19 protein-coding genes are annotated in these 20,444 nt (G+C 70.7%); 11 read left to right on the forward strand and 8 right to left on the reverse strand.

Annotated features, from left to right (window positions below; translation table 11 throughout):
* Positions 1 to 252: 252 nt before the first annotated feature.
* From G9U51_RS08905 to valS, 6 genes are all read right to left on the reverse strand, one after another.
* Positions 253 to 804 carry a hypothetical protein gene (locus tag G9U51_RS08905; protein ID WP_166196102.1) on the reverse strand — a complete coding sequence of 184 codons (552 nt, stop codon included), beginning with the start codon at positions 802 to 804 and terminating at the stop codon, positions 253 to 255.
* Positions 801 to 2,093, reverse strand: coding sequence for a DUF58 domain-containing protein (locus tag G9U51_RS08910; protein WP_166196104.1), 1,293 nt, complete (start codon positions 2,091 to 2,093; stop codon positions 801 to 803). The genes G9U51_RS08905 and G9U51_RS08910 overlap by 4 nt, the downstream gene beginning before the upstream one ends.
* Complete coding sequence (locus G9U51_RS08915) at positions 2,080 to 3,045, reverse strand: AAA family ATPase (RefSeq protein WP_166196106.1); 966 nt, start codon at positions 3,043 to 3,045, stop codon at positions 2,080 to 2,082. The genes G9U51_RS08910 and G9U51_RS08915 overlap by 14 nt, the downstream gene beginning before the upstream one ends.
* Positions 3,042 to 3,560, reverse strand: coding sequence for a hypothetical protein (locus G9U51_RS08920; RefSeq protein ID WP_166196108.1), 519 nt, complete (start codon positions 3,558 to 3,560; stop codon positions 3,042 to 3,044). Before G9U51_RS08920 ends, G9U51_RS08915 begins: the two co-directional genes overlap by 4 nt.
* Positions 3,550 to 4,218, reverse strand: coding sequence for a DUF4129 domain-containing protein (locus G9U51_RS08925; RefSeq protein WP_166196110.1), 669 nt, complete (start codon positions 4,216 to 4,218; stop codon positions 3,550 to 3,552). Before G9U51_RS08925 ends, G9U51_RS08920 begins: the two co-directional genes overlap by 11 nt.
* A 61-nt stretch (positions 4,219 to 4,279) precedes the next feature.
* A complete protein-coding gene (valS, locus tag G9U51_RS08930) occupies positions 4,280 to 6,898 on the reverse strand; it encodes a valine--tRNA ligase (RefSeq protein WP_166196112.1) in 2,619 nt (872 codons plus the stop codon).
* Between the two features lie 105 nt (positions 6,899 to 7,003).
* Here valS and G9U51_RS08935 point away from each other — a divergent pair, with 105 nt between their 5' ends.
* The 7 genes from G9U51_RS08935 (at position 7,004) to ndk (ending at position 14,653) form a co-directional block, all read left to right on the forward strand.
* Complete coding sequence (locus G9U51_RS08935; RefSeq protein WP_166196115.1) at positions 7,004 to 7,579, forward strand: GAD-like domain-containing protein; 576 nt, start codon at positions 7,004 to 7,006, stop codon at positions 7,577 to 7,579.
* Between the two features lie 298 nt (positions 7,580 to 7,877).
* Positions 7,878 to 11,135 (forward strand): isoleucine--tRNA ligase, encoded by a 3,258-nt coding sequence (ileS, locus tag G9U51_RS08940; protein WP_166196117.1) that lies wholly within the window; start codon positions 7,878 to 7,880, stop codon positions 11,133 to 11,135.
* Positions 11,132 to 11,644 carry a GNAT family N-acetyltransferase gene (locus tag G9U51_RS08945; RefSeq protein ID WP_166196119.1) on the forward strand — a complete coding sequence of 171 codons (513 nt, stop codon included), beginning with the start codon at positions 11,132 to 11,134 and terminating at the stop codon, positions 11,642 to 11,644. The genes ileS and G9U51_RS08945 overlap by 4 nt, the downstream gene beginning before the upstream one ends.
* Complete coding sequence (locus tag G9U51_RS08950) at positions 11,641 to 12,993, forward strand: bifunctional folylpolyglutamate synthase/dihydrofolate synthase (protein ID WP_166196121.1); 1,353 nt, start codon at positions 11,641 to 11,643, stop codon at positions 12,991 to 12,993. The genes G9U51_RS08945 and G9U51_RS08950 overlap by 4 nt, the downstream gene beginning before the upstream one ends.
* The gene (locus G9U51_RS08955; RefSeq protein ID WP_166196123.1) at positions 12,990 to 13,376 is read left to right on the forward strand and encodes a DUF4233 domain-containing protein; all 387 of its coding nucleotides are present in this window, start codon (positions 12,990 to 12,992) and stop codon (positions 13,374 to 13,376) included. Before G9U51_RS08950 ends, G9U51_RS08955 begins: the two co-directional genes overlap by 4 nt.
* The gene (locus G9U51_RS08960) at positions 13,373 to 14,209 is read left to right on the forward strand and encodes an undecaprenyl-diphosphate phosphatase (protein ID WP_166196125.1); all 837 of its coding nucleotides are present in this window, start codon (positions 13,373 to 13,375) and stop codon (positions 14,207 to 14,209) included. Before G9U51_RS08955 ends, G9U51_RS08960 begins: the two co-directional genes overlap by 4 nt.
* A gap of 21 nt (positions 14,210 to 14,230) precedes the next feature.
* A complete protein-coding gene (gene ndk, locus G9U51_RS08965; RefSeq protein WP_166196127.1) occupies positions 14,231 to 14,653 on the forward strand; it encodes a nucleoside-diphosphate kinase in 423 nt (140 codons plus the stop codon).
* Between the two features lie 137 nt (positions 14,654 to 14,790).
* Here ndk and G9U51_RS08970 read toward each other — a convergent pair whose 3' ends face one another.
* Entirely contained in the window at positions 14,791 to 15,327 is a 537-nt protein-coding gene (locus tag G9U51_RS08970) for a MarR family winged helix-turn-helix transcriptional regulator (protein WP_166196129.1), read from the reverse strand.
* 256 nt (positions 15,328 to 15,583) lie between these two features.
* Here G9U51_RS08970 and mreB point away from each other — a divergent pair, with 256 nt between their 5' ends.
* The 4 genes from mreB to G9U51_RS08990 are packed head-to-tail and all read left to right on the forward strand — an operon-like array spanning position 15,584 to position 19,968.
* Positions 15,584 to 16,597: a rod shape-determining protein gene (gene mreB / locus G9U51_RS08975; RefSeq protein WP_171715598.1), complete on the forward strand. Its 1,014-nt coding sequence runs from the start codon at positions 15,584 to 15,586 to the stop codon at positions 16,595 to 16,597.
* A gap of 4 nt (positions 16,598 to 16,601) precedes the next feature.
* Positions 16,602 to 17,432 (forward strand): rod shape-determining protein MreC, encoded by an 831-nt coding sequence (gene mreC / locus G9U51_RS08980; RefSeq protein ID WP_166196131.1) that lies wholly within the window; start codon positions 16,602 to 16,604, stop codon positions 17,430 to 17,432.
* On the forward strand, positions 17,429 to 17,917 hold the full coding sequence (gene mreD / locus G9U51_RS08985; protein ID WP_166196133.1) for a rod shape-determining protein MreD: 489 nt from the start codon (positions 17,429 to 17,431) through the stop codon (positions 17,915 to 17,917). The genes mreC and mreD overlap by 4 nt, the downstream gene beginning before the upstream one ends.
* Before the next feature lie 23 nt (positions 17,918 to 17,940).
* Positions 17,941 to 19,968 carry a penicillin-binding transpeptidase domain-containing protein gene (locus G9U51_RS08990; RefSeq protein WP_328823392.1) on the forward strand — a complete coding sequence of 676 codons (2,028 nt, stop codon included), beginning with the start codon at positions 17,941 to 17,943 and terminating at the stop codon, positions 19,966 to 19,968.
* Here G9U51_RS08990 and G9U51_RS08995 read toward each other — a convergent pair.
* Complete coding sequence (locus G9U51_RS08995) at positions 19,961 to 20,431, reverse strand: SRPBCC family protein (RefSeq protein WP_166196135.1); 471 nt, start codon at positions 20,429 to 20,431, stop codon at positions 19,961 to 19,963. The two genes, G9U51_RS08990 and G9U51_RS08995, sit on opposite strands and share 8 nt — an antisense overlap.
* Between the last annotated feature and the right edge of the window lie 13 nt (positions 20,432 to 20,444).

Below are 20,444 nucleotides of genomic sequence, written 5' to 3' on the forward strand. Positions count from 1 at the left end.
TGCTCGCGTTCTGGGCAACGAAGTTGATCGTCCGACCCGCAGGCAGATAGCCCACTCACATGCCGTGGTCGCACTCGCATGCCGTGATCACGGCATGCAGGTCGCACCGGTGCCTGCGAGTGCGCGCCGGGTTCGCGAGTCGGCGCCGGGTTCGCGAGTGGGCGCGCCGGCAGGGATGGCGCCGATCGCCCAGTGACGTCTCGCGAGGTTTTAGTGACGTTTCGCGAGGCATGAGTGACGCTTCGGGAGGATTTAGTGACGTTTCGGGGGACGGGGGTGACGCGTCAGCCAGGCGCCCACGGCGACGACGGCGAGCGCGAGGGTGACCAGAGCGGCCGGCACGGCATACCACGGGCCCGACACGTCCGACCGGCGGAGGGCGATCACGAGAGCGCCCACCGCGACGCCCCCGGCGGCAACCACCGCGGTGCGCAGCACCCAACGCAGCACGAGCGGCCGAGGCAGCGGCGCGGCGTCCGGTCCGCTCGCGCCCAACGCGGTCGCGCTGTGCACGGCCAGCAGGCAGACCGCCGCCGGCAGGGCCCACCAGCTGGTCGACGGCGGGTCAGCGACCCACCAGTCCAGGACGAGCGCGGCCAGCAGTAGCAGTTCGGTCGTGCCGTCGGTGCGGATCAGCACGAACAGGCAGGCCAGCACGACGAGCACGAGTTCGAACCATTGCGTCGATCCGGCGGCTACGGCGCACAGGTGGAAGGCGAGCGCAGCCACCACCGCCATCGCGAGGGCGACCACCCGGCCCCGATCGATGCGGATCAGCCGGTCCAAGCGCGGCACGAGGGTCATCGCGCCCGCATCCGCGCCGGTGGCCGCCGGGCCAGCACCTGCAGCACGGCGTCCAGGCTGCCGGGGCCGCGCCACGGGTTCACCGGTATGCCGTGAGTCCCGAGTTCGTCGATCTCGACCGAGCGCTCCAGCATCCGGATGCGCAGCGCCACGGCGTCCCACGCATCTCCAGCGAGGGAGGCGGGATCGGCGGGCAGGCAGTCGATGACGACGACCGCGAGGCCGCGTCGGGCCAGGTCGGCCGCGACCTTCGCGGCGAAGTCACCCATGAGCGGGGAGATGAGGAAGACCATCGCGCCAGGGCCGGCGTGCAGGCGCACCCGGTCCGGCTGGCGGTCGGTGAGCCGGCCGACCCGCACCTGGGACAACACGTCTAGCACCCGCCGGTGCTGGCGGTCACCGAGCGAGAGCGGCACCTGCGGGCGGCCGACGGCACCGATGACGTCGAGGCCGACGCGGTCGCCCCGCCGCAGGAAATACTGCGACAGCGACGCGCAGGCCCGCAGCCCCAGGTCGAGGGAGGTCGCGCTGTCGTCGCGCCCACCGACATCCACCGAGGCGTCCAGCACCAGATGCACCTGCGCGTCCTGCTCGGCGTAACTGGTGCGCACATGCAACTGCCCGGTGCGGCTGGTGACCGGCCAATGGATGGTGCGCAGTTTGTCGCCGGGGCGGAAGGGCCGGATGTCGGCGAACTCCGCACCCTCGCCGAACCGGCGGCTGCGGTTGGGGCCGACCAGCCCGACGGGATGCGGCACCGGCGCCCGGCCGCTGAACGGGTCGGTGCGCGGCACACCCCGCACCTCCTGACCGGGCAGGTGCACCGGGCCCCAGACGAAGCCGGCCCAGGGTGAGGTGGCGACCACCTCGCTGGCGCCGATCGTCGCCGGGCCCCACCGCTGGAGGGCGAAGGTCAACGAACTCGTGTCAGCGTCGCCGTCGAGGAGCCGGGTCACCGACCGGCGCTGGTCGTCCCAGGTCACCCGTTCGCTGGTGGCGACGACGACATGCCACTGTTCGGCGCCGCGCGCACCTGTCAGCGACGCGGTCCAGGCCACCGCGCTGCTCTCCTCGGGAGCGTCCTGCGCGATCGCCGTGCGTGCCTGCGGTATGCCGGTCGGCCGGGTCAGCAGGGACCACACCGTCACCCCGAGCAGCGGCAGCACGAGCACGAACAGATCCGGGCGTCGGGTCATCACCGCGAGCAGGATGAGACCCGCGGCGGCGGTGGAGCCGGCGAGGAAGGTCGGCCCGGGCACCCAGCCGGCCGGCGGGTCAGGCTGCGCCATGCTGCGCCTGCGGTGCCGGCACCTGGTCGAGCAGCGAACGCACCACCGAGGACCCGGCGACATTGGCCATCCACAGCTCCGGTTTGACGCTCACGCGGTGCCCGAGCACGGCCACCGCGACGCGCTTGATGTCCTCGGGCGTCACGTAATCGCGGCCGCGGATCACCGCGATCGCCCGGCCCATCAGCATGAGGGCGAGCGACCCGCGCGGCGAGGCGCCGAGCAGCAGTTGCGGGTGCGAGCGGGTGGCGGTGGTGAGGTCGACGCAATACTTCAGCACGGTCGGCTCCACCTCGATCGTCTCGACCTGCCGCTGCATCGCGAGCACCCCGCCCGCGTCGGTGATCGCCGGCAATTGCACGGCCTCCTGGCGGCGCAGCATCCGCCGCTGCAGCACGTCGAATTCCTCCTGCGGGCTCGGATAGCCGAAGGACACCCGGGCGAGGAAGCGGTCCAGCTGCGCCTCGGGCAGCGGGTAGGTGCCCTCGTATTCCACCGGGTTCGCGGTGGCCAGCACCACGAAGGGCGACGGCAGCGGGAAGGTGTGGCCTTCGACGGTGACCTGGTGCTCCTGCATCGCCTCCAGCAGCGCGGCCTGGGTCTTGGGCGGGGTGCGGTTGATCTCGTCGGCGAGCAGCAGGCCGGTGAAGACCGGCCCCTTGCGGAAGACGAATTCGCCGCGCGACTGGTCGAAGACATAGGAGCCGGTGAGATCGGCCGGCAGCAGGTCGGGGGTGAACTGCGCCCGCGCGAACTCCAGGCCCAGGCTCTGTGCGAGGCAGCGTGCGGCGAGCGTCTTGCCGAGGCCGGGATTGTCCTCGAGCAAGACATGCCCGCCGGCGAGGATCGCGGCGAGCACCAGCTCGAGCGGCGCGCGTTTGCCGACGACGACCTCCTCGACCTGGTCCAGGACGCGTCCGGCGAGTTCGGTGGTGGCGGCGGTGTCGTTCACAATTCCTCGATCCGGTGGATGACGTCGGTGAGTTGGGCCGGGTTGATCGGTGGCGGCGGCTGCGTGCACAGATAGCGGGCGAGCACCGGGTCGAGGGCGCGGGCCAGCCCGTCCAGGTCGTCAGCCTCCAGAGGTATGCCGGTGCGGGTCGCCACCCGGTGCCGGGCCACCGCGCGCAGGCCCCGCTGCAGGGCGACGGGGGAGGCGCGGCCGGTGTCGAGTTGCCCGGCGCGGCTGGTCGCGTCCTCGCTGATGCGGCGCAGGTAGAACAGCCGGGCCTCCTGGGCGCCGCGGTAGTGCGGCTCGGCCGGGTCGACCGTCGGCATCGCGATCGGCCACTGCGGCCCGGTGTCGGCGGCATACCCACCGATCGCGACGGCAGCCACCGCGACGGCGAGCACGACGGCGAGCGGGGCGTGCCAGCCGGCGAGACCGGCGAGAAACCAGAAGGCGGCGCCCGCCACCACCGCCCCGACGCCGCGCTTGACCCAGCGGCGCCACCACTCAGCCGGCATGGCTCACCGGCCGGCCGAGGTCGGTGCGGATCTGCTCCAGCGCGGCGCGGGCAGCGGCGCGGTCGCCCTCGGTGAGGGGGTGGGAGGAGAAGCGCGCTTCGCGGTAGAGGTGGGCCAGCCGGGTGAGCGCGTCGTCGTCGACGTCGAGGTCGCTCAGCACGCGCAGGGTGAGCTCCGCGGAGGTTTCGCTCGGGTGATGTTCCAGCCCGGCGGCGCGCACCGCCTGCTCCAAGCCCACCCAGCAGGCGATGATCGCGTTGTCCGGCGACCCGACCGACAGCTCCTCCAGCGCCTGGTCGACCGACTCGGTGACCGCCTGCTGCGGTGTCGGCAGGTGCACGGCCTTCGCCCGGTCGAGCCACCGCTGGCGCAGCGCGCGGATCACCGCGATCGCCAGCACGACGGCGGCGACCACCAGGCCGATCAGCAGCAGCGCGGTGACGATCCGCACCATGTCGACGCCGAAACCGCCCAGGTCGAGGGTGCGCGGGCTCGGCGGCGGAGGGGCGCCACCGGTCGGGCCCGTCGGAGTCGGGGTGCGCGGCGGGGTGTAGGTGACGTCGTTGGTGCGCACCAGCGGCCCGCTGTCGACACCGACCGCGAGCACGCACACCAGCACGAGCAGCCCCGCGGCCGCCCCGACGATCCCCCTGCGCACCCGGCCGACGTTAGCCCAGCATTCGCGGTATGCCGCCGATCGTCACCTAATCGTGGCCGGGCTACTTCCGCGGCGGCGGCGGGGTGAGCGCGACCTCGGAGACCGCGAGAGCGGGACCCTCGGCATACGTCATGCCGGTGATCTTGCCCGCGGCGCGCAGGTCGGCCTCGGCCCGGCGCACCAGCTCGGCGTCGGCGGCGGGCAGCGCGAGCGTCATCGCGGTCACCTCGGCGCGCATGCCGAGTTTGGCGTCCGACTTGGCCCGTCGCACGCCGGCCAGCGCCTCACCCAGCACGTGCAGCGAGCGCGGGTCGCCGCCGGAAGGAAGCTCGTCGACGGTCGGCCACGGCTGCCGGTGCACGGTGCCGTCCTGCCACCACGACCACACCTCTTCGGTGGCATAGGGCAGGAAGGGTGCGAAGAGCCGCAGCAGCACGCGCAGGGCGAGCCGCAGCGCCGCCTGGGCGCTCGCCGCCGCCTGCTCACCCTGCCCGCCGTAGGCGCGGTCCTTGACCAGCTCGATGTAGTCGTCGCAGAAGGTCCAGAAGAACGCCTCGGTGAGCTCCAGGCTGCGGGTGTAGTCCCAGCTCTCGAAGCCTCGGGTCGCGTCGGCCACCACCTCGCGCAGCGCGGCCAGCATCGCCAGGTCGAGTTGCTCGGTCGGCTGCGCGTCGCCGGGGTCGCCCATCGACAGCGCGAACTTGGAGGCGTTGAGCAGCTTCATCGCCAGGCGCCGCCCGACCTTCATCTGGCTCTCGTCATAGGCCGCGTCGGCACCGAGCCGGCCGGCCAGCGCCCAGTAGCGCACCGCGTCGGCGCTGTGCTGCTTGAGCACGTCCTCGGGGGTGACCGCATTGCCCTTGGACTTGGACATCTTCTTGCGGTCCGGGTCGAGGATCCAGCCGTTGATCGCGGCGTCGGTCCACGGCACCGAGCCATTCTCGAAGTGCGCGCGCACGACCGAGGCGAACAGCCAGGTGCGGATGATGTCGTGCCCCTGCGGGCGCAGGTCCATCGGGAAGATCTTGGCGAACAGCTCCTCGTCATTGCGGCCGCCGGCGTTGCTCGTCACCGGCCACCCCGACACGATCTGCGGTGACAAGGACGACGTCGCCCAGGTGTCCATCACATCCGGGTCACCGACGAATCCGCCTGGCACGCCTCGCTGTTCGGGGGTGTAACCCTCCGGCACGTCGCTCTGCGGGTCGACCGGCAGCGATGCTTCGGGCGCCAGGATCGGGCGGGTGTAGTCGGGCTCGCCCTGCTCATCGAGCGGGTACCACACCGGGAAGGGCACGCCGAAGAACCGCTGGCGACTGATCAGCCAGTCGCCGTTGAGGCCGCTGATCCAGTTGGCATAACGGCTGCGCATGAAGGCCGGGTGGAAGTCGATCTCCTGGCCGCGGGCGATGAGCTGCTCGCGCAGCGCCTCGCTGCGACCACCGTTGGTGATGTACCACTGCCTGCTGGTCACGATCTCCAGCGGCTTGTCGCCCTTTTCGAAGAAGTTGGCCTTGCGCTGGGTCTTCACCGGCTCGCCGATCAGGTCGCCGGATTCGCGCAGCGCCGCCACGATCGCCTCGCGGGCCGAGTGGACGGTCTTGGTGGCCAGCTGCTCGGCATACAGCTGTTCGCCCGGGCCGCCCGCGATCCACTCCGGCAGGTCGCCGGTGAGGCGGCCGTTGCGGGTGATGATCGAGCGGATCGGCAGCTGCAGCTCGCGCCACCACAGCACGTCGGTGAGGTCGCCGAAGGTGCAGCACATCGCGATGCCGGCGCCCTTGTCCGGCTCGGCGGCCGGGTGCGCGAGCACCGGCACCTCGACCCCGAAGAGCGGGGAGGTGACCGTGCTGCCGAAGAGCGGCTGATAGCGCTCGTCGTCCGGGTGGGCAATCAGCGCCACGCAGGCCGGGATGAGCTCGGGGCGGGTGGTCTCGATCTCGATCGTGCCGCCGTCGGTGCGGTGGAAGGCGATTTTGTGGAAGGCGCCGGGGTAGTCGCGCGCTTCCAGCTCGGCCTGGGCCACCGCGGACTGGAAGGTCACATCCCACAGGCCCGGCGCCTCGGCCTGGTAGGCCTCACCGCGCTCGACATTGCGCAGGAAGGCCTGCTGGGCAGCAGCCCGCGAGCGGTCGTCGATGGTGCGATAGGTCATCTCCCAGTCCACCGACAGCCCCAGCCGGCGGAACAGCGACTCGAAGGCCTTCTCGTCCTCGACCGTGAGCTGCTCGCACAGCGGGATGAAGTTGGCGCGGCTGATCGGCACCTGGTCGGCCGCCTTCACCGACTTGCCCTCGGCGCCTTGCAGCGGGGGCACGAAATTCGGGTCGTATGCCGCCGCGTGGTCGCCGCGCACGCCGTAGTAGTTCTGCACCCGGCGCTCGGTCGGCAGGCCGTTGTCGTCCCAGCCGAGCGGATAGAACACCTCCTTGCCGGTCATCCGCTGATAGCGGGCCACACAGTCGGTGTGGGTGTAGCCGAAGACGTGACCCACGTGCAGGCTGCCGCTCGCGGTCGGCGGTGGGGTGTCGATCGCGAAGACCTGCTCGCGTGGCAGCTCCAGCGCCCGCTGGCGGTCGAAGCGGTAGGTGCCCTGCTCGCGCCATACGCCGTCCCACTTGTCCTCCAAACCGTCGACGGTCGGCTTGTCGGGCACACGGGAGGAACGCGGGTCGGTCATGCGTCCAATCGTCCCAGACCGCCCGCCGCACGGTCACATCGGTTTCGCCGGCCTCCGGTTAGGCTGGGCCGCCGAGACCGGCTGATTTCCTCCAAGGAGCGTGCGATGACCGACCAGCAGCCCGAGCGCTTCACCGAGGCCTACCCGCCCGACGGGGACGCCCGCGTGCCGAGCGGTGCCTTCCTCGCGTATGCCGAGGGCAAGGTCGCCCCGGAGTTGCTGCAGGTCTGGCGCAGCACCGGGCTGGGGTTCTACGGCGAGCAGCGCATCGCCCTGGTCGACCCGGGCGTGTGGCTGCCGGTGCTCACCACCTGGCTGGGCCACGACACCGGCACGCTGCCGGCCGCGGTGACCAGCTTCGGGCACCTCTACCACGCAGGGCCGAGCGGGCCGGTGCAATGCCTCGACCCGCATTTCGTCACCAACACCGTCGTCGCGCCCGACATGGCGAGCTTCCTCGGCGAGCACCTGCCCGGCCCGTCCTCACACCTGGCCGATCTCGAGGGACCGCGCGGCGGCGCACGCGCCCGGTTCGGCGAACTGGCCGAGGGCGAGACCTACTACTTCGACCCGGCGATCGCGCTCGGCGGCCAGGTGTCGCCGAACACCCTGGCCAAGGGCGACGGCGTCGCCGAGTTCACCCGCATCCACGCCGGGCTGCGCCAGCGCCGCGCCGGCTGAGGCAGCCGCGCTCGATTCCGATTGGAGGCGAGCGGCGGCCCCGGCATACACTGAAACCACCAGCGTTCGAGCCGTCATCAGCGGCGAGCTCCCGGAAGAACCGACTCCTAGCGAGGCGCAGTAGAACCGGGCGGGACGAGCCCGTCACAGCTCCAGCACGAAGCGGTCGTATGCCGCGTGCTCGGTTCGTCGAGTGCGCGCGTGCGACAAGCGAGGTGGTACCGCGGTGCTGCCGGCGCGAGCCGGTGACGTCGTCCTCGCACCGAGGTATCGACCGACGCTGACGAAAGATGCGCTGATGAGCTACCCCAAGGTGGACCTGACCGCCGCCGACCCTGCGCAGAGCGCGGGCGTGACCCCCAGCCCGAACTTCCCGCAGATCGAGCAGGCGGTGCGCCGCTACTGGGACGAGGACGGGACCTTCCTGGCCTCCATCGCCCAGCGCGACGCCGGCGTCGACGGCTCCAACGAGTTCGTGTTCTACGACGGCCCGCCCTTCGCCAACGGCCTGCCGCACTACGGTCACCTGCTCACCGGCTACGCCAAGGACCTCATCCCGCGCTACCAGACGATGCGCGGCAAGCGGGTCGAGCGGCGCTTCGGCTGGGACACCCACGGCCTGCCGGCCGAGTTGGAGGCGATGCGCCAGCTCGGGCTGAAGACCAAGGACGAGATCATCGCGATGGGCGTCGAGCAGTTCAACGCCGCCGCCCGCGCCTCGGTGCTGAAGTACACCGACGAGTGGCGCGACTATGTCGGCCGGATGGGCCGGTGGGTCGACTTCGACCACGACTACAAGACGCTCGAGCCCGACTACATGGAGTCGGTGCTGTGGGTCTTCAAGCAGCTCTTCGACCGCGGCCTGGTCTACGAGGGCTTCCGGGTGCTGCCCTACTGCTGGAATGACGAGACCCCGCTGTCCAACCACGAGCTGCGGATGGACGACGACGTCTACCAGATGCGCCAGGACCCGGCGGTCACCGTCGGCTTCCGGATCACCGACGGCGACCTGGCCGGCGCGCTGGTGCTGGTCTGGACCACCACGCCGTGGACGCTGCCGTCCAACCTCGCGGTGATGGTCGGCCCGGACATCGACTATGTCGTGGTCGAGTCCGACCGCCCGACCGGCACAGCGGAACGGTTCGTGATCGCGGAGGCGAGGCTGGCGGCATACGCCCGGGAGTTGGGGGAGGAGCCGACGGTCCTGCAGCGCCTCAAGGGCGCCGACCTGATCGGCCACCACTACACCCCGCCGTTCAGCTATTTCGAGGGACACGAGAAGGCCTTCCGCGTGGTCGAGGCCGACTTCGTGACGACCGGCGACGGCACCGGGCTGGTGCACAGCGCGGGTGCCTTCGGTGAGGACGACATGGTGGTGACCGACCGCGAGGGCATCGCGCCGGTGATCCCGGTCGGTCCCGACGGGAAGTTCACCTATCCGGTCAGCGACTACGAGGGCATGCTCGTCTTCGACGCCAACCCGCACATCATCGACGATCTGAAGACCACCACCCGCGGCGAGCAGTCCGGTGCGGTCAACCCGGGCACGGTGCTGCTGCGCCGCGAGACCTACGACCACTCCTATCCGCACTGCTGGCGCTGCCGGAATCCGCTGATCTACATGGCGGTGTCCTCGTGGTTCGTCGCGGTCACCCAGATCAAGGACAAGATGCTGGCCAACAACCAGCTGATCGACTGGGTGCCGGGCAACGTCAAGGACGGCCAGTTCGGCAAGTGGCTGGCGAACGCCCGCGACTGGTCGATCTCGCGAAACCGCTTCTGGGGCAGCCCGATTCCGGTGTGGAAGTCGGACAACCCGGAATACCCGCGGGTCGATGTCTACGGCAGCTTCGCCGAGCTCGAGCGCGACTTCGGGGTCAAGGTCACTGACCTGCACCGCCCGTTCGTGGACCAGTTGACCCGGCCCAACCCGGACGACCCGACCGGGCAGTCCACGATGCGCCGCGTCGAGGACGTGCTCGACGTGTGGTTCGACTCCGGGTCGATGCCCTACGGCCAGGTGCACTATCCCTTCGAGAACGCCCAGTGGTTCGAGCACCACTACCCGGCCGACTTCATCGTCGAATACATCGGCCAGACCCGCGGCTGGTTCTACACGCTGCACATCCTGGCGAGCGCGCTGTTCGACCGCCCGGCGTTCAAGAGCGTCATCTGCCACGGCATCGTGCTCGGCTCGGACGGGCAGAAGATGTCCAAGTCGCTGCGCAACTACCCGGATGTGTCCGAGGTCTTCGACCGCGACGGCGCGGACGCGATGCGCTGGTTCCTGATGTCCAGCCCGATCCTGCGCGGCGGCAACCTGATCGTCACCGAGCAGGGCATCCGCGAGGGCGTCCGGCAGGTGCTGATGCCGATGTGGTCGTCGTGGTACTTCTTCAGCCTCTACGCCAATGCGGCCGGTTATGACGCCAAGTGGTCGACCGAGTCGACCGACGTCCTCGACCGCTACCTGCTCGCCAAGACCCGCGAGCTGGTGGAAACCGTTGAGGGACAACTGGATGCGTATGACGTCGCGGGCGCCTGCGAGACCACGGCCGCCTTCGTCGACGTGCTCACCAATTGGTACATCCGCCGGTCCCGCGAGCGCTTCTGGGCCGCGGACGGCCAGTTGGACGAGGCGGCCTTCGACACGCTCTACACCGTGCTCGAGGTGCTCTGCCGGGTGTGCGCGCCGTTGCTGCCCTTCGCCGCCGAGCAGGTATGGCGGGGCCTCACCGGCGGCCGTTCGGTGCACCTGACCGACTGGCCGGATGCCGCTGACCTGCCCGCGGACGCCGACCTGGTGGCGGCGATGGACCGGGTGCGCGCGGTCTGCTCGACGACCTCGGCGCTGCGCAAGGCGGAAAACCTGCGCACCCGGTTGCCGTTGTCCAAGGTCACCGTCGTGGTGGCCGATCCCGTTGCGCTGCAACGCTTCTCGGGATTGATCGCCGACGAGCTCAACCTCAAGCAGGTCGAGCTGCTGGATCTGGAGCAGGTGTCGGCGGAGGACTTCGGGCTGGTGCAGCGGCTCACCGTCAATGCCCGCGCCGCCGGCCCGCGCCTCGGCAAGCAGGTGCAGCAGGCGATCAAGGGCAGCAAGAGCGGTGACTGGTCGGTCGCCGAGGACGGCACCGTCACCAGCGGTGGCATCGAGCTGGTGGAGGGTGAGTACACCCTGCAGACCGTGGTCGAATCCGCCGGTGAGGCTGCCGACGCGGCTCCGGCGATGCTGCCCGGTGGTGGTTTCGTCGTGCTCGACACCCAGGTCACCGACGAGCTGCGTTCCGAGGGCGTCGCCCGCGACGTCATCCGCGCGGTCCAGCAGGCCCGCCGCGATGCGGGCCTGGACGTCAGCGACCGGATCAGTCTGGCCGTCGTCGGCGACGACCCGGTCTGGCGGGCGGTGCTTGACCACCAGGGTCTGATCATGGGCGAGACGCTCGCGGTCCAGCTCGGCGCGGCCGGCGGCGACCAGGAGTTGCCGGGCGGCACCACGGTGGCGCTCTCGGACGGGCTCAAGGCGACCGTGGCGGTCAAGAAGGTGAGCGCGTGAGCGACGTGACGATCCGGCAGGCGCAGGGTGACGACCTGCAGGCCGTGCTGTATGTCGGGCACTCGACCTGGCCGCCGACCTACGGGCCGATCGCCGGCGACGACTATGTCGCGATGGGCCTGGCCAAATGGTGGACCGCCGACGCGACGATCCCCGCGATCCGGGCCGGCCGGGTCACTGTCGCCGAGGTCGACGGCAAGGTCGTCGGCGTCGCGACCGTCGGGCCGCAGGACGGGCACCTGATGCTCTGGAAGCTCTACGTGCTGCCCGGCCAACAGGGTCACGGCATCGGTCAGGCCCTGATGGCCGCGGTGCTCGACCAGGCGCGCGAGGGCGGCTTCGCGCAGGTGCGGCTGTCTTATCTGGACGGCAACACCTCCGCCGCGCGGTTCTACGCCAAGGCCGGCTTCGAGGAGTTCGACCGCGAGTGCGGTGGCTCCGGCCTGCCGGACAGCGTCTGGGTGCGCCGATCGGTGGACCCCCAGCAACAGACGGGAGAGGCACGATGAAGGTGGAGACGCTCAGCCGGCTGCGGGAGGTCGAGGCCGAGATCCTCTCGCGCACCCCGGAGTCCTCACCCGAGCCTTCGCTCGACCGGGTCCGCCGCATCATGGAGTTGCTCGGCGACCCGCAGCACGCGTTCCCGCTGATCCACCTCACCGGCACCAACGGCAAGACCACCACGACCCGGCTCGTCGAGCGCATCCTGCGCGAGAGCGGGCTGTCGACCGGGCGGTTCACCTCGCCACACCTGCACGACATGCGTGAGCGGATCTCGTTGAACGGCAAGCCGATCGAGGCCCAGCGCTTCATCGACACCTACGACGACGTGTTGCCCTACATCCAGATGGTCGACGACCAGTCGGTCGCCGAGGGCGGCCCGCGCACCACCTACTTCGAGGTGCTGACCGTCATGGCGTATGCCGCGTTCGCGGACGCTCCGGTCGATGTCGCCATCGTCGAGGTCGGGCTCGGGGGGGGCTGGGATGCGACCAACGTGGCCGACGGCAAGGTCGCGGTCGTCACGCCGATCTCCCTTGACCACACCCGGTTGCTCGGCGACCGGGTCGAGGACATCACGCTGGAGAAGCGAGAGATCATCAAGGCGGGGGCCATCGCCGTCGTCGGCAGGCAGGAGCCCGAGGTCGACGACCTCCTCGCCGAGCGCTGCGAAGAGGTCGACGCCCAACTCGCCCGGGAGGACGCGCAGTTCGCGGTCACCGAGCGCGACACCGCGGTCGGCGGCCAGCAGATCACCGTCCAGGGCCTCGCCGCGGTCTACCCCGACCTGTTCGTGCCGCTCTTCGGCGAGCACCAGGCGCACAACGTGGCGACGGCGATCGCCGCCGTCGAGGCCTTCCTCGGCGGGGGAGAGCAGCCGCTGGACCACGAGCTGTTGCAGGCGGCGCTGGCCGAGGTGACCTCGCCGGGTCGGCTCGAGATCGTCCGCCGCTCGCCGACCGTGGTCGTCGACGCCGCGCACAATGTCGGCGGCATGCGGGCCCTGCGTGCCGCGATCGAGGACTCGTTCACCTTCACCCGCCTGGTCGGGCTGGTGGCGATCCTCTCCGACAAGGACGCCGAGCAGATGCTGATCGAGCTCGAGCCGGTGCTCGAGGAGATCGTCATCACCCGCACCTCCTCGCCACGCGCCATGGACCCGAAAACGTTGGGGCAGTTGGCGATTGACATCTTCGGTGAGGACCGGGTGACGATCGAACCGGTGCTGATCGACGCGATCGACAAGGCGGTCGAGCTGGCCGACGAGGGCGGTGCGGTCGGTGGTGGCGTGCTCGCGACCGGATCGATCGTCACCGCCGCCGAGGTGCGCCAGGCGTTGGGGAAGACCGACACGTGAGCCGGTTGCTGTTCTACGGCGTCGGTGAGCGGATGACCCGCCGGTTGGCCGCCGTGGTGATCGGTTCGCAGTCGCTGGCGATCTTCTTCGGCACCCTGGTGGCCGAAGCGCTGGCGAGGGCGCGCGGGGAGTCCGCGCACACGGCATACCTGATCATCGGGCTGGTGATCGCGGGGTTGTGCATCGTCGCCGCGGGCTGTCTGCGCCGTCCGTGGGGTGTCACCCTCGGCTGGGCGCTGCAGGTCGTTACCATCGCCTCGGCCGTGATCGTGCCGATGATGCTCATCGTGGGTGTGGTCTTCGCTGCGCTGTGGGTCACCGCGCTCGTGCAAGGCCGCCGCATGGACGAACTCACGCAGGACTATCTGAGGAGCAATGGATGAGCTGGCTGCAGGCGATCGTGCTGGGCCTGGTGCAAGGACTCACCGAGTTCCTCCCGATCAGCTCCTCGGCACACCAGCTCATCGTCAGCCGGCTGGCCTTCGGCAACGACGGCGGCGGCGCGGCGTTCACCGCCGTCACCCAGCTCGGCACCGAGACCGCCGTGCTCATCTACTTCTGGACGGACATCGTGCACATCATCCGCCAGTGGGCGCTCTCGCTCACCGGCAAGGTGAGTCGCGATGACCCGGACGCGCGGATGGGCTGGCTGGTCATCATCGGCACCATCCCGATCGGCATCCTCGGGCTGGTGCTGAAGTCGGTCATCGAGGGTCCGCTGCGCAATCTGTGGATCACCGCCACGATGCTGCTCGTCTTCGCCCTCATCCTCGCGGTGGCCGACGCGACCGCCAAGCAGCGCAAGGAGTTGTCCCAGCTCACCTGGCGCGACGGCTTGCTCTACGGGCTCTTCCAGGCGCTGGCCCTGATCCCGGGCGTCTCCCGGTCCGGAGGCACCATCGCCGGTGGTCTGTTCATGGGCTACACCCGCACCGCCGCGACGCGGTACTCCTTCCTGCTCGCCATCCCGGCCGTGCTCTCCTCGGGCCTGTTCGAGCTCAAGGACGCCGTCGGCGACCACAGCTCCGGGTGGGGGCAGATCCTGATCGCGACGCTGCTCGCCTTCGGCGTCGGGTATGCCGTGATCGCCTGGCTGATGCGGTACATCTCCAGTCACGACTTCAAGCCCTTCGTGATCTACCGGATCGTGCTGGCGGTGGCGTTGTTCGTGCTGCTCGGTGTCGGCGTGCTCGACGCCGCGGCGCCGACCAGCTGACCCCTCGCTACGCTGTCCCGCGTGACAGCGCAGAGCGAACGCACCCTGGTCATCGTCAAGCCGGACGGCTACCGCCGTGGCCTCACCGGGGAGGTGCTGCGCCGGATCGAGGCCAAGGGCTACGTCCTGGCCGAGCTGAAGGTCGCCACGCCCGATCGCGAGCGTCTCGCCAAGCACTACGCCGAGCACGAGGGCAAGCCGTTCTACCAGCCGCTGCTGGAGTTCATGTCGAGCGGTCCGGCGACCTTCGCCGTCGTCGAGGGGCACCGCTGCATCGAGGGTTTCCGGGCGCTCGCCGGTGCCACCGACCCGACCGCGGCGCTGCCCGGCACCATCCGCGGCGACCTCGGCCGTGACTGGGGCGAGAAGGTGCAGGCCAATATCGTGCACGGCTCGGACTCCCCGGAGTCGGCCGAGCGGGAGATCGGCATCTGGTTCGCCTGATCCGCCGCTCGCGTCCGCAGTTTTGCGGCACCGCTGGTGCGCAGGCGCGGACGCTGGAGTCGAGACCCCGGCTCGCGTCCGCGGATCTGCAGCACCGCTGGTGCGCAGGCGCGGACGCTGGAGGCGAACCGCTCCGGTCAGTGTTGGTCGCGTTGGGCGGACAGATCGTCGAGACCGGCGATCGCCTTCTCCAACAGCGTCGCTAGCTGCTCGCGCTGACCGGTCGTGAGCCGGTTCAGCACGTCCGACTCCAGGATGTCGCTGTCGCGCACCACCTGGCGGAACATGTTCCAGCCCTCGGTGGTGAGGGTGACGATGATCCGGGTGCGGTTGCTCGGATCGGTCGTGCGGTCGATCAGGCCGCGTTCGGCCATCTTGTCCAGCCGGTGGGTCATCGACGAGGGCGCGATGGCGGCCGCCTCGGCCAGCGCAGAGGGAGTGAGCACCTCGTCGGCGCCGGCGCGCGCCAGCCGGGACAGCACCGTCCACTCGCCGGCCGACAGCCCGACATCCTGCAGGGCCAGGGTGTACCACTGCGACAGCTTGCGGGTGAGGGCCTGCGCCGCGGTGATGACGCGCTGCACCTGCTCGTTGCCGCCAGCGGCAACATAGGCGGCGACCTCGGATTCGTAGAGCTGCTGCTCGCTCGGGCCGGTGCGCTTGCGCGTCGTCATGGCGCAAGAGTGTGCCATTGCACCGGGCGGCGTCATACCAAAGGGCCGAGCCCTGCCCGCGAAAGTCTCCACAGTGGTGAGTTTTCGGGCCCGGGCTCGGCGATCTGGCCGGTGCGGTTGGCGAAAGTCTCCATGATGTCGACCTCTGCGACGGGACGGTCGTGTCGACCTCGGCGACGGGGACGGCTGCGCAGAGCCGGACGAGGACCGCGCACCGCGAGCCGATCGTTAGGATCGCCGGGTGTCGCCTCGCCTGATGCCCGCCGGACGTGACCTCGCGGTCGATCTCGGCACGGCCAACACCCTCGTCTACGAGCGGGGTAGGGGCGTGGTCCTCGACGAGCCGTCGGTGGTCGCGATCGAGGTCGGCACCGGCAAGCTGCTCGCGGCCGGCGCCGCCGCCCGCGAGATGCTCGGCCGCACTCCCGGCCATGTCGACGTCGTCCGGCCGCTGCGTGACGGGGTGATCAACGACGCCGATGTCGCCGAGCGGATGTTGCGCTGGTTCATCGCCCAGGTGCATCCCTCGCGGTTGATCCGTCCCCGGATGGTCGTGTGCGTGCCCAGCGAGGTCACCGGCGTGGAGCGGCGGGCCCTGGAGGACGCCGCCACCCGCGCGGGCGCCCGGCGGGTCTACGTGATCGAGGAGGCGATGGCCGCCGCGCTCGGCGCGGACCTGCCGGTCGACGCGACCACCGCCAGCATGGTCGTCGACATTGGCGGCGGCACCACTGATGTGGCGGTGATCAGCCTCGGCGGCATCGTCAACGCGCGATCGATCCGGGTCGGCGGCGACGAGATCGACGAGGCGATCATCGCCTTCGTCAAGAGCGAGTACTCACTGCTGCTCGGCGAACGCTCCAGCGAGGACATCAAGGTGCAGGTCGGCTCGGCCTTCCCGCTGCGCGAGGAGCTCACCATGCGGGTGCGGGGCCGCGATCTGGTGAGCGGTCTGCCCAAGACGGTCACCGTGAGCTCCCAGGAGGTGCGCCGCGCAATCGAGCCCCCGCTGCTGCAGATCTGCGAGCTGGTGCGTGCCACCCTCGACGTCTGCCCGCCCGAACTCGCCGGCGACGTCCTGGATCACGGCATCGTCCTCACCGGTGGAGGTGCGCTGCTGCGCGGCCTCGACGAACGGATGAAGCACGAGCTCGGCGTGCCGGTGCGGGTTGCCGAAGAACCGTTGCGCTCGGTGGCGCTGGGCTCGGGCCGGTGCGTCGAGGACTTCGCCGCGCTGTCCCGGGTGCTGGTCGACGGCCGGCGGTACTGACGCCGTGGCCTTCCGGGCGAGCGTGCGGCGCCGAGTGCTGGTCGGGGCGCTGGCGGTCAGTTGCGGCGCGATCGTGATCGACCAGGCGGCGCCGTCCCTGACGGCACCGGTGCGCTCCGCCGCCGCCGATGTCGCCGGTCCGGTGCAGAACTGGGTCACCGGCCGCGACGGCACGATCACCCGGCTGACCCGCGAACGCGACGCGGCCCGGCGGCAGGTGTCCGCCGACGCGGCCGACCGCGCCACCCTGCAGCGCCTCACCGCACTGATGGGTTCGGCTCCCGCCCAGGGTCGGTTGTTCGTGCCGGCCCAGATCGTCGGCTATGTCACCGGGACCACGCCCTCGAGCCTGCGCCGACTCACGCTCGACGTGGGCTCGGCGGATGGCGTGAGCAACAACCTCACCGTCATTGCCGCAGGCGGGCTCGTCGGCCGGGTGATCTCCACCTCGCGCTGGAACTGCGAAGTGCAGTTGCTCTCCGATCCCACGGCGGTGGTGGGTGCGCGGGTGAGCGGGTCGGGCACCGTCGGCTCGGTGTCCTCGGTCGCACCGGTCGGTCTGCCCACGCGCGCGCCGGGTCTGCTGACCTTCACCGTCGCCGGGCTGGGCCCGGTCGCGGTCGGCGACAAACTCGTCTCGCTCGGCAGCGTGGACAACCGGCCCTATGTGCCGGATGTGCCGATCGGCACGATCGTGTCGGTCGACCCTGATCGGGGTCAGGGCAGCCGGACGGCGGTGGTGCGCACCGACGTCTCCTTCGACCGGCTCGCGCTCGTCGGCGTCGTGCTGCCCGCGGACCGCACGAGCCCGCGGCCGGCGGTGACCGGGCGATGATCCCGCACCGGTTGACGGTCGTGCGCGCGGTTCTGCTGGTCCTCGGGGTGCTGCTGACCGTGAGCGTGCTCCCGCGCTGGGCGCCGCCGCCGGATCTGCCGCTCGTCCTCGTGGTCGCCGTCGGTCTGCGCGCCGGCTCCGCCTCGGGTGCGCTGATGGGGTGCGCGGCCGGCTGGCTGCTCGACCTGGTGCCGCCCGGTGGGGCACCGCTCGGACTCACTGCCCTGATGTATGCCGGGCTCGGCGCGTGCGCCGGTCTCGTGCAACGCTCGGTGCGCGCTTCGGTCCTGTTGCCGGCTGGCTGCGTCCTGGTGAGTTCCGTTGCGGCTCAAGCGATTCGCGCGCTTGCAGCGGTGCTGGGCGATACGGCATACGACCTGGGGGCTGCTGCGATCACGGTGGCTCTCACCACGGCACTCGGTGCGGTGCTGATCCCACCGATCCTGCGGATCGAACGCTCCCTCGTGCACCGGGGGCTGGCGTGAGGCCCCGGGGGATGCGGCGGTCGGTGCTCTACCCGCGCGGGCACCGCCCGCAGCGGCGGTCGCCCTATGCGGCCCGCATCTGGGCGATGCTCGCGGTGACCGTGCTGGTGTCCGGCGTGCTGCTCGGCCGGCTGGTGCAACTGCAGATCGTGCAGGGCGATCGGATGAGCAGCGCCGCCCAGCAGATCAACACCCGCACGGTGTCGGTGCCCGCCCAGCGCGGCCGCATCCTGCTCGCCGATGGCACCGCGCTGGTGACCAACGGCTCGACCTCGGTCGTCACCATCGACCCCACGGTGCTCGCCGACAGCAGCGACGGTGGCCGCGGCATCCTCACCCGGGTTGCCGCTCTGCTGGGTGGCCGGGTGGAGGACATGATCGCCCGCACCAAACCGTGCGGGTCGCGCGGCGCGCCCCCCACGCCGGTGTGTTTCTCCGGCAGCCCGGTGCAACCGATCCCGGTGCTGACCGGAGTGTCGACGGCACGGGCCATGACCCTGCTCGAACGCCCCGAGGACTTCTCCGGCATCAACGTGGTGCAGCGTCAGGTGCGCTCCTATCCTGCGCCGTCGGGCATCAATGCCGCGCAACTCATCGGTTACCTCGGGCAAACGAATGCCGCTGACCTGCAAGCGAATTCGTCGCTCACCGCCGACGACCTCGTCGGCCGGTCCGGCCTCGAGCTCGGTTACGACAAGGCGCTGCGCGGCACTCCCGGCGCCACGGTGCTGGCGGTCGACGCCCGGGGTCTGCCGCAGCGCACGGTCAGCAGCACCGCTCCGGTGGCTGGACGCGACGTGCTCACCCACCTCGACCCGCGGGTGCAGGCCCGCGCCGAGCAGGCGCTCGGCGCCACGATCAACCGGCTCAAGGCGGCCAAGAAGCCGGTCACCGGTGGTGCCGCGGTCGTGCTCGATGCGTCCTCCGGCGCGGTGGTCGCGATGGCGAGCAACCCGTCATACGACCCCTCGATCTGGACCGGCGGCATCTCCGCGGCCGACTACCGGGCGCTCACCGCACCCGGCGCGCGCGATCCGCTGCTCAACCGGGCGATCGGCGGGCTGCAGCCGCCGGCCTCGACCTTCAAGGCGATCACCCTGCCCGGCGCGATCAACGCCGGCATCGACCCCAAGGGCCGCTATGCGTGCACCTCCGCGGTGACGATCGGCTCGCGGGTCTTCAAGAACTTCGAGTCGGCGGCCTTCGGCACCATCGACCTGCCGACCGCCCTGGAGGTCTCGTGCGACACCGTGTTCTACCGCTGGGCGTATGACGCGTGGCGGGCCCAGGGCGGGATCGCAGCCCCGGCGAGCGTCAGCGACCCGTTCCGGGCGATGGCCGCCGGGTTCGGCATCGGCCGGCGCACCGGGGTGGACCTGCCGGGTGAGGCCGCCGGCGTGCTGCCCGGCCGGCAGTGGAAGCTCGACCAGTGGACGGCGATGCGCCCGACCTACTGCCGACGGGCCAAGACCGGCTATCCGGAGGTGAAGGACAAGCAGCAGGCGGCCTATTTCACCCAGCTCGCCAAGGAGAACTGCGCCGCGGGCTACCAGTGGCAGCCCGGTGACGCGGTGAACTTCGCCATCGGCCAGGGCGACACCCTCGTCACCCCGCTGCGGATGGCGGTCGCCTATGGCGCGATCGCCAACGGCGGCACGCTGTGGACCCCGCAACTCGTCGCGGCGACGCAGCGCCCGGACGGCACGGACCGGATCACGATCGCCCCGAAGGCGGCCGGCACGGTGCAGGTGCCCGCGGCCGCCCGGCAGATCGAAACGACCGGCCTGCGCCGGGTGGTGAGTGGCTCGCTCGGCACCGCCGCGGCCGCCTTCCGCGGGTTCGACCTGAGCAGCTATCCGTTGTCGGGCAAGACCGGCACCGCCGAGGTCTACGGCAAGGACGCGACCAGCTGGTTCCTGTCCTTCGGGCCGAAGCTGCCGAGCGGACGCCAGTATGTCGTCGCGGTGATGATCGAGCAGGGCGGCACCGGCGCAACCGCCGCGGCGCCGACCGCACGGTCGATCTGGGACGTGTTGCGCACGCTCAGGTAGACGCCGCGGCCACGATCTGCGGGTCGCCACAGGCCGCGGCGAAGGCGTCGATGCGGCGGCGAATATCCTTGCCCAACAACCAGATTCCGATGGGGTCGGCAATCGGCGCCAGCCACTTCGGCCGGATCGCGAAGGTGTATTTCCACACCGCCCGGGTGCCACCTTCGACGGGCGTGAATCGCCAGCCGCCTCCAAAGGTGGCGAAGAACCACGGGCCGCGGCGCATCGTCATACCGACATTGCGCGGCGGGTTGTAGGAGACGTATTCACTCACCATCGACAGGCCGTGCCGCGATCGGGTGAAGGTGCGCACGCCCTTGCCGGGTCGCGCCGCGCCGTCCATCAGGTATTGCTGGCGGATGAACGGATCCCAGCGCAGCCGCACCTCGCCGGTCGTCTGGGAGACCGCGAACGCGACCTCGGGTTCGACGGCGACGGTGACCTCGCGCTCGACTTGCGGCATACCTTCAGCGTAT

This window comes from Metallococcus carri, assembly GCF_011440275.1.
GTDB classification, from domain to species: Bacteria; Actinomycetota; Actinomycetes; order Actinomycetales; family Dermatophilaceae; genus Metallococcus; species Metallococcus carri.